This window comes from Methylobacterium phyllostachyos, assembly GCF_900103445.1.
GTDB classification, from domain to species: domain Bacteria; phylum Pseudomonadota; class Alphaproteobacteria; order Rhizobiales; family Beijerinckiaceae; genus Methylobacterium; species Methylobacterium phyllostachyos.
Genome location: NZ_FNHS01000038.1, coordinates 1 through 8,259, shown reverse-complemented (window position 1 = coordinate 8,259; position 8,259 = coordinate 1). Strand labels below are relative to the sequence as shown.

General features: G+C 68.8%; 5 protein-coding genes. 2 read left to right on the top strand and 3 right to left on the bottom strand.

All coding sequences use genetic code 11. The annotated features are described in order from the left end of the window. The first annotated feature begins 709 nt into the window (after positions 1–709). Positions 710–2,731, top strand: coding sequence for a M23 family metallopeptidase (locus BLQ49_RS28660; RefSeq protein ID WP_091723057.1), 2,022 nt, complete (start codon positions 710–712; stop codon positions 2,729–2,731). A gap of 9 nt (positions 2,732–2,740) precedes the next feature. Here the strand turns inward: BLQ49_RS28660 and gluQRS are convergent, their stop codons facing one another. The 3 genes from gluQRS to BLQ49_RS28645 are packed head-to-tail and all read right to left on the bottom strand — an operon-like array spanning position 2,741 to position 5,954. After that, a complete protein-coding gene (gene gluQRS / locus BLQ49_RS28655; RefSeq protein WP_244507809.1) occupies positions 2,741–3,604 on the bottom strand; it encodes a tRNA glutamyl-Q(34) synthetase GluQRS in 864 nt (287 codons plus the stop codon). Beyond that, positions 3,601–3,882 (bottom strand): hypothetical protein, encoded by a 282-nt coding sequence (locus tag BLQ49_RS28650; protein WP_091723052.1) that lies wholly within the window; start codon positions 3,880–3,882, stop codon positions 3,601–3,603. Before BLQ49_RS28650 ends, gluQRS begins: the two co-directional genes overlap by 4 nt. Positions 3,883–3,923: 41 nt before the next feature. Further along, a complete protein-coding gene (locus tag BLQ49_RS28645) occupies positions 3,924–5,954 on the bottom strand; it encodes an ATP-binding protein (RefSeq protein WP_091723050.1) in 2,031 nt (676 codons plus the stop codon). Positions 5,955–6,132: 178 nt separating this feature from the next. Here BLQ49_RS28645 and BLQ49_RS28640 point away from each other — a divergent pair, with 178 nt between their 5' ends. Further along, complete coding sequence (locus tag BLQ49_RS28640; RefSeq protein WP_091723047.1) at positions 6,133–7,776, top strand: GMC oxidoreductase; 1,644 nt, start codon at positions 6,133–6,135, stop codon at positions 7,774–7,776. Positions 7,777–8,259: the final 483 nt, after the last annotated feature.

Here is an 8,259-nt window from a genome sequence, read left to right as displayed (position 1 = left end):
ACGCTTCACAGCGCCAATACACCCGTCGGTGAGCTCAGAAAGAAGAACACAAGATCAGCACAAGTCTACTCACGCCAGACCCGAAAGCCTGGCCGCAAGGACAAACGCCGCCCGCGTCTCCCTTCCTCAATTCCAACTTGTCAAAGAACGCCTCAGTCACCCGAGGCTTGCGCCGGCAACAGATGATCCTGGCTTGCGCCCGAACCGACCCTTGCTCGACTGGAGGAACCGTGATACCGGACCGACCGTTCGGTGGTCCGCCTCAGCGGTGGAGGGCGTCTAAAGCCCGCCGATCCCCCTGTCAACCCCGCCTCAAAGCCGCCGAAGCGAACCGTCTGCGGAGCCGACCTAAACAGACAAACAGAAGACCGCCCGGCTACCCAGCCGGCCGATCCCGCTGCTTGTCAGAAGATGCCTCAGCGCCCGGTCCACTCTCGCGGCCGGCGCCGATGAACCGGGGTATACGGGCCCATCAGACTCGCGTCAACACCCATTTTGCGGATCGTCGGTCGCACCGGTGTGCGCTGAACCGAAACCGTTTTCCGTGTGACGCCTTGCCGGGTGGTATGGCATGCCTCAATCTCGACACGCTGCATCGTGAGATGGACGCGCCGGTCGCACCTCTCTTTCCGGTCCGGCAGAGCCCGGCCGCGGGCCCTTTGGATCCTGCGCGGAGCTCCGTTCGCCATTGTCTTCTCAGAGCCTACGAGTGAAGCGAGAGCGAACTAAGATCGGCGATGTCGCTGCCTTCTCCGGCCGTGGTCTGCAGGCGCCGCTCGATCACCTCGGCTCGACCGCGACTCACATTGATCGCCGCGCGGTCAACCTGCGCTGGCTCTTCGCGAGCACGCTGACCGGCCTGACGGGTGCTGGCCTGATCGCAGCGGCGCTTCACGTATCCCTACAGGGTGACGCCTCGTTCGCGGCCATCCCCGAACGCGTCACGGTCATACCGCGGCCGCAGCCAAGCGAGAGTGGCGCCAACCTTGCCCGCAAGGGCGACCGGCTGGTGCGCAACCTGATGATCGCCTCGGCCAAGCAGAGTTTCCGGGCCCCCGTGACCGTCCGGTTGGGGGATCGCGAGATCATCAAGGCCAAGTCCTTCGTTCGTCTGAGCACGCCATTGTCGATGACGACTGGTGTTTATGCTGGTGAACCCCCGCGTTTTGACCCGATGAAGTTCGTGTCGGACGAGCCTCTCGAGCGGGCGCCTGATGTCGCGGCCGACGCCCCCAGTGCCGAAGTCACCGTGGTCAAGCGCGATCTCGCCGATGCATCCGTTGATGCCGGCGCGCCGGCGCTTACGGATGACGATGTGACTGCGCAGGTCGAGGAGGAGCGCCGTATCGCCTCTGAGGCGGGCCGCCGGGCTGCCATCCCGATCGCGCCGCAGATCATGCTGTCGCGCACCCTCCAGCAAGGGGCCGCAAGCGATAGCGAGGGCGCCGCTCCCAAGGATGCGAACCCGTTCAAGTCGATTGAGGTTCTGGTCGTCCCCGAGAACGTCACCAAGGTTGCCAAGACGGAACTCAAGCCTAATGATGTGCCGCTGGTCGAGGAGCGTGACCTCGCGCTGAAGCGCGGCGAGACCCTTGAGAGCATGCTCAAGTCTACCGGTTTCGCCGGGGACGAGGCGATCCACGGCATCGTCGCCGCTCTTGGCGGCAAGGCGCGCACGGCAGCCCTCAACGAAGGCCAGCCGATGCGCGTACAGATCGCCCCCGGGCCCCGCCCCGGCGATTCGCGTCAAGTTACCCGCGTGGTTTTGTACGGCGAGGCCGGGATCGAGGGCATCGCCGCCCTCAATGACCGCGGTAGCTTCGTATCCGTGGCCCCCCCCGCCGAAGAGGCCCCCACCCCCAAGCCACAGCCGCAGGCCGAGGCTAGCGACGACGAGGATGCCGATTCGGGCTCCGGTCCGCGCCTGTATCAGAGCCTTTACGAGACGGCCGCACGCCACGACCTGCCCCGGGCAACCGTGGAGGATATCGTCCGTGTCTTCAGCTACGACCTCGATTTCCAGCGACGGATCGCCAGCGGCGACGGTCTCGATGTCTTTTATACCTACGACGACGAAGCCAGCTCGGACCGGCCGGATCTGCTCTACGCAGCGCTGACCCTCGGCGGCGAGACCCACAAGGTCTACCGCTTCCAGTCCCCCGACGACGGCACGATCGACTACCTCGACGACCAGGGTCGATCGCTCAAGAAATTCCTGCTGCGCAAGCCGATCGCCGACGGGATCATGCGCTCCGGCTTCGGCTACCGGCGCCACCCGGTCCTTGGCTACGCCAAGCTGCATACCGGCGTCGATTGGGCGAACCCGATCGGCACGCCGATCATGGCGGCGGGGAACGGCGTGGTGATCCGGTCCGAGATGACCTCAGGCTACGGTAATCGGGTCGAGCTCCAGCACGTCAACGGCTACGTCACGACCTACAATCACATGTCGCGGTTTGGCCGCGGGATCCGGGAAGGGGTGAAGGTCCGGCAGGGCCAAGTCATCGGTTATGTCGGCTCAACCGGTCTGTCGACGGGTGCCCATCTCCACTACGAGGTGATCATCAACGGCCACTTCGTGGATCCGATGAAGATTCGCGTCCCCCGAGGCCGCGAACTCGACGGGCGCTTGCTCGCCGAGTTCAAGCGGCAGCGAGAGCAGATCGACGCCACCATGCAGAAGTCGAAGAGCGCCACTGCGCTGGCCCAGCGCGACGCCATCGTGCGCTGAGGCCGGGGGTCAGCCGAAGCCGAGTTGTGCGCGGATCTGGGCAGGGGTGATGCCGCCCGCCCGCAGGTCGGCGAGCGATTGCGAGCCCCGCGACTTGGCGAGTTTTTCACCCGCGGCGTCGAGGAGCAGCGGGTGGTGCCGATACCGTGGCGTCGGGAGGCCGAGAAGCGTCTGTAGAAGGACGTGAAGGTCGGTGGCGGCCTCGAGGTCGCGGCCGCGGACCACGTGCGTGATCCCCTCCTCCGCGTCGTCGTGCACCACGGCAAGGTGGTAGCTCGTCGGGACATCGCGGCGGGCGATCACCGCGTCGCCCCAGCGGGCCGGATCGGCGTCGACCCAACGCTCGCCGGTCTCGTCGAAGGCGATGTAGCCGTGTGAGGACCCGGCGCAGCGGAGCGCGGTCGCCATGTCGAGGCGCCACGTATGCGGCTCGCCCTGGGCGAGCCTTTCGGCGACCTGTGCGGGATTGAGGCTGCGGCAGGTGCCGGGATAGAGGGGCACGCCGTCCGGATCGCACGCCGTCTCGCCCCCCTCCCCCACCCGGGCCCGGATCTGTCCACGCGAGCAGAAGCACGGATAGGCGAGCCCCCGGTCGATCAGGCCGTCGCGGGCGGCCCGGTAAGCGTCCATGTGGTCGGATTGGCGCCGGATCGGTTCCGGGTAGTGAAGGCCGAGCCAGGCGAGGTCTTCAGAGATTGCGTTGATCAGCGCCGGCTTCGAGCGCTGCGGGTCGATATCCTCGATCCGCAGGCGACAGATCCCGCCCATCCGGTCGGCGATGTCGGCGTTGAGCAGGGCCGAATAGGCGTGGCCGAGATGCAAGCGTCCGTTCGGGCTCGGCGCGAAGCGGAGGACCGGCGCGCCCAAGCTCACCCGTCGGCGCGACGCAGGCAGTGCGGCGCGGCGGGCTGGCAGGCGATGCCCGGGAGCGAGCAGGCCGGCCCCTCGGGCAGGCGCTGGCAGACCTGGCAACCGTCGGTCCATTCGAGGCAGGCCGGATCCTCGGCGATGGAGCGCGCCGGGGCCGGGTGACGGGCCGGCAGCAACGCGCCGAGCAGAACCGTCGCGATGACGAGGGCCGCGATACCCCAGGCGGCGAGCGCGCCGCTCGACGCGCGCGGTTCGGACGATGGCTGCGTGGTTGCCGACATGGGAGCCTGTTGGCGTGGGAGGGACCGGCCTGTCAACGCGCTCACGCCGCCCGGGCTGCCCGGCGCTCCAGCAGGGCCGGAAGGAGTTTTAGGTTGAGGGGCTTGGCCAGGAACCCGTCGAACCCGGCGGCCCGGGCGGCGGCCTCGTCCTCGCGGCCGACATTGGCGGTGAGCGCTACGAGATGGAGCCGTCCGGTGCCAGCCGATTCGGCGGCGCGGATCCGGCGGGCGGTCTCGTGCCCGTCGAGACGCGGCATGCGCACGTCGATCAGCGCGAGATCGAAGGGGCCGTTCGTATCGAGCTGGTCCAGCGCCGCGATCCCGTCGACCGCGTGGACGACTTCGGCGCCGAGGCGCTCCAGGGCGCGGGTCGCCAGCAGTGCGTTGATCGGGTTGTCTTCGGCGAGCAGGACCCGCATCCCGACGCCGGCCCGTGGGGTGGCGGTGGGCGGGGCCGCCGGGATCTCGGCCGCGACGGGCGGCGCCAGCAGGCGCTCGATCAAGGACCGCTCCCGGACCGGCTTGATCAGGTAGCCGTCGAAGCCCGCCGCCCCCGGCGCGCCGAAGCCCCGCCGGTCGAAGGGCGAGAGCAGTACGAGACTGCACCCGACGCCGCAGGCGCGGGCCGCGTCGGCGAGCTGCCGCACGGCGGCATCCCCCAGGGCCCGGTCGGCCAGCATGCCGTCGAAGGCGGCCCCCGACAGGGCATCGAGGCCGGCCTCCAGCGTGTTCACGATCACCGTCGCTGCGCCGGATCTGGACAGGCAGCGGGCGAGATAGGGCGCCTGGAAGGGTGAGTCCGCCACGATCAGGCAGCGCTGTCCGTCGAGGCGCGGCAGCGGATCCGATGGCGCGATCGCCTCGGCCTCCGGCAGCGGCAGCAGCACCCGGAAGGTCGTGCCCCGCCCGACCCGCGACGTCGCCTCGATCCGCCCGCCCATACGGGTCACGAGGCGCCGCGTGATGGCGAGGCCGAGACCGGTGCCCTCGTGGCTGCGGCTCGCGCTCCCATCCCCCTGCTCGAACTCCTCGAACAGGATCGGCAGCCGGTCCTCCGGGATCCCGGGGCCGGTATCAGCCACGGCGAGCACCACCTCGCCCGGCCCGGTCTCAGCGCGGGCGAAGCTCAGGCTGACGCCGACCCCGCCGCGATCCGTGAACTTGATGGCGTTGCCCGCCAGATTGATCAGGATCTGCCGCACCCGGTCGGCATCGCCGACGAGACCGGCGGGAAAGCCCTCGGCGACATCCAGGGCGATCTCGATCCCCTTGTCCTGCGCCCGGGGCGCCAGCAGCTCGACCGCGCCCTCCGCCACCGAGGGCAGGCTGAACGGCTCGGCGGCGAGGTCGAGGCGGCCGGCCTCGATCCGCGAGAAGTCGAGCACGCCGTCGATCAGGCCGAGCAGCGCCTGCCCGCTGGTGCGCACCGCCTCCACGTAGGTGCGCTGCTCCGGGTTCAACTCGGTCCCGAGCACGAGATCGGCCATCCCTAAGATGCCGTTGAGCGGCGTGCGCATCTCGTGGCTCACGGTCGCCAGGAACCGTGATTTCGCGACGCTCGCGGATTCCGCCCGCTCCAGGGCGGCGTCGCGACTGCGGATTGCTTCGACGCGGGCGGTCACATCCCGGCCCGCCCGCAGCCAGTGCATCGCGTCGCCGTGCGCCACCGGCATCTCCACGAAGGCGAACCAGCGCACCCGGCCGTCGACCGAGCGAACCTGCGCCTCCATGCGGCGCACCCCGTCCTCGCCGATCTCGATGGCGCTGCGGTCCAGGATCTCCAGGTCGGCCTGCGCACCGAGCAGCGCGATCGGTTCGCGCCCGAGGAGGTCGGCGTATTCCGCGTTGGCGTAGGTGATGCGGCCCCGTGCGTCGCGCTGAACGATCACCTCGGTGGTCGCCGCCACGAGGGCGCGGTACCGATCCTCGCTCTCGCTCACCCGCCACAGGCGGTCGTGCAGCCGCTCGGCTTCGCCCTCGTCCGACGCGGACCGCCGCCCGCGCCAGCGATCGACCGCGAGGGCGGCGGCGACCAGGAGCGCCAGAACCAGTGCGACGTCCTCGACGACCATCGATGCCTCCCCGGCAGGAGGCCGGACCACCACAGGATCGCAGGCGAAGCTGAAGGCCGTGTTGGGAAAAGCGCTTAATCGGTGGTTGCGCCATTGTGATCGAAGACGCCGCCGCAGCGCGATCCGAACGGCCGCTCATGAGTTGCCTGCCCATCAATGGTCCGGACGGAGAGATTGCATGCCCGGTGAGCACTACGACGTCATCATCGTCGGATCCGGCCCGGGTGGCGGGACGATGGCGTGGCGCCTCGCCCAGACCGGCAAGCGGATCCTGCTGATCGAGCGCGGCGACTACCTCCTGCGCGAGCCGCGCAACTGGGACAGCCAAGCGGTGATCGTCGATGGGTACTACCAGACCAAGGAGACGTGGTACGCCTCGGACGGCAAGAGCTTCCAACCCGGGCTGCACTACTATGTCGGGGGAAACTCGAAGTTCTACGGCTCGATCCTCTTCCGCCTCCGCGAGAAGGATTTTTCGGATATTCGCCATGAGGACGGCATCGCGCCGGCCTGGCCCGTGGGTTACGACGAGTTCGAGCCCTATTACCAAGCCGCCGAGGAGCTGTTCCACGTCCACGGCCTGCGTGGCGAGGATCCGACCGAGCCCTGGTCGAAGAAGCCCTACGCGCATCCGCCGGTGGCCAACGAGCCGCGGATCCAGGAGCTGTTCGACAACCTGAAGCAGGCGGGCCACCACCCGTTCCACCTGCCGGTGGGCGTGCGCCTCGTGGAGAAGGACGGCCGGGCAATCTCGACCTCGCCCTGCATCAAGTGCGAATCCTTCGACGGCTTCCCCTGCCCGACCAACGGCAAGTCCGACGCGCAGACCATGGTGGTGGACCCGGCCCTGCGGGATTGCCCGAACCTCACGCTGCTCACCCGGACCTATATCGAGCGCCTCGACACCGATCCGGCCGGGCGGACGGTCACCGGGGTGGTCGGCAACCGCGACGGCGTGCCGTTCCAGGCTTCGGCCGACCTCGTGGTGGTGGCCTGCGGCGCCCTGTCGTCGGCGCTGCTGCTCCTGCGTTCGACCAGCGACCGGCATCCGACCGGCCTCGCCAACGGCTCCGATCAGGTCGGGCGCAACTATATGCGCCACAACAACTCGACGGTGCTGGCGATCTCCAAGACGCCGAACCCGACCAGGTTTCAGAAGACGCTCGGGGTCAACGACTTCTATTTCGGCGACCCGGACCCGAAGGACAATTGGGACTTCCCCCTCGGCCATATCCAGATGGTCGGCAAATCGGACGGCGCCCAGATCCACGGCGAGGGCCTGCCGGGCTTCCTGCAATGGTTCCCGAACAAGCCTTTCGATTGGATCGCCAAGCATTCGGTCGATTTCTGGCTGACCTCCGAGGATATCCCGCTGGCGCAGAACCGGGTCTTCTACAAGGACGGCAAGGTCCACCTCGATCTCACCGAGACGAATGTGGAGGCGCATAAGCGGCTGCGGCAGAAGCTGCAGGAGATCTGCAGCTTCACCGACATCCACCCGCACCTGTTCGACCGCTCGCTCTATCTCGGCAAGAACGTGCCGATCGGCGGCACGGCCCACCAGGCCGGGACCTTGCGGTTCGGCGACGATCCGGCGACCTCGGTCCTCGACCGGAATTGCAAGGCCCATCAACTCGACAACCTGTACGTGACCGACGCGAGCTTCTTCCCGTCGATCGGCGCCGTGAACCCGACGCTCACGATCATCGCCAATGCCCTGCGCGTCGCCGATCATCTCATGGCGCGGATGGGCGCCAAGGACGAGATTCCCGCGCCGCGTCTCTACGACTACACCGAGCCGCGGGAGCCGATGCCGGCGTGAGCGGCATCGCGGATGCGCAACATCGTCCCCGCGCGCTTCTGGCGCCGGGGGCATGGCTGGGGAACAACACGCGGGACGCGGGACGCCGCGGGAACCCAGGTGTCGGCCAGATACGCGCGGGATCCGATCCCCGCGGCGCCCGCGGCATCGACCGGGCATGGTCCCCGGCCGGTGCCGTCTTTCTCGTCGCGGTGTCTCCGGCGATCCCGGTCCTGCGCCGCGCTGTCTGACGGTCTCGGACGCGGTAGCACCGCCGGAACCCGCACAGCCTCGTGGCCTTCCAGCCGTCCCCCGCCTCGTAGTGGACGGGTCCGCAGGATCCTCAGGTTCGGCCCAGAAGCGGGTCGGCGCGGGGGCATTTCCGCACCCCGCCGGGCACAGTGCCGCCCGGTCTCACGCCCGCATCCGAGGCACGCCCCGTACCGGTCCGCCGCCCGGGGCGATGGCGGCTGAGAGCCACCGACGCGGGCACCGCCCCGTCCG

Excerpts from the sequence above, each read along its gene's own strand:
- BLQ49_RS28650 (WP_091723052.1), bottom strand. The coding sequence starts at position 3,882 with ATGTCGGCAACCACGCAGCCATCGTCCGAACCGCGCGCGTCGAGCGGC.
- BLQ49_RS28645 (WP_091723050.1), bottom strand. The coding sequence starts at position 5,954 with ATGGTCGTCGAGGACGTCGCACTGGTTCTGGCGCTCCTGGTCGCCGCC.
- BLQ49_RS28640 (WP_091723047.1), top strand. The coding sequence starts at position 6,133 with ATGCCCGGTGAGCACTACGACGTCATCATCGTCGGATCCGGCCCGGGT.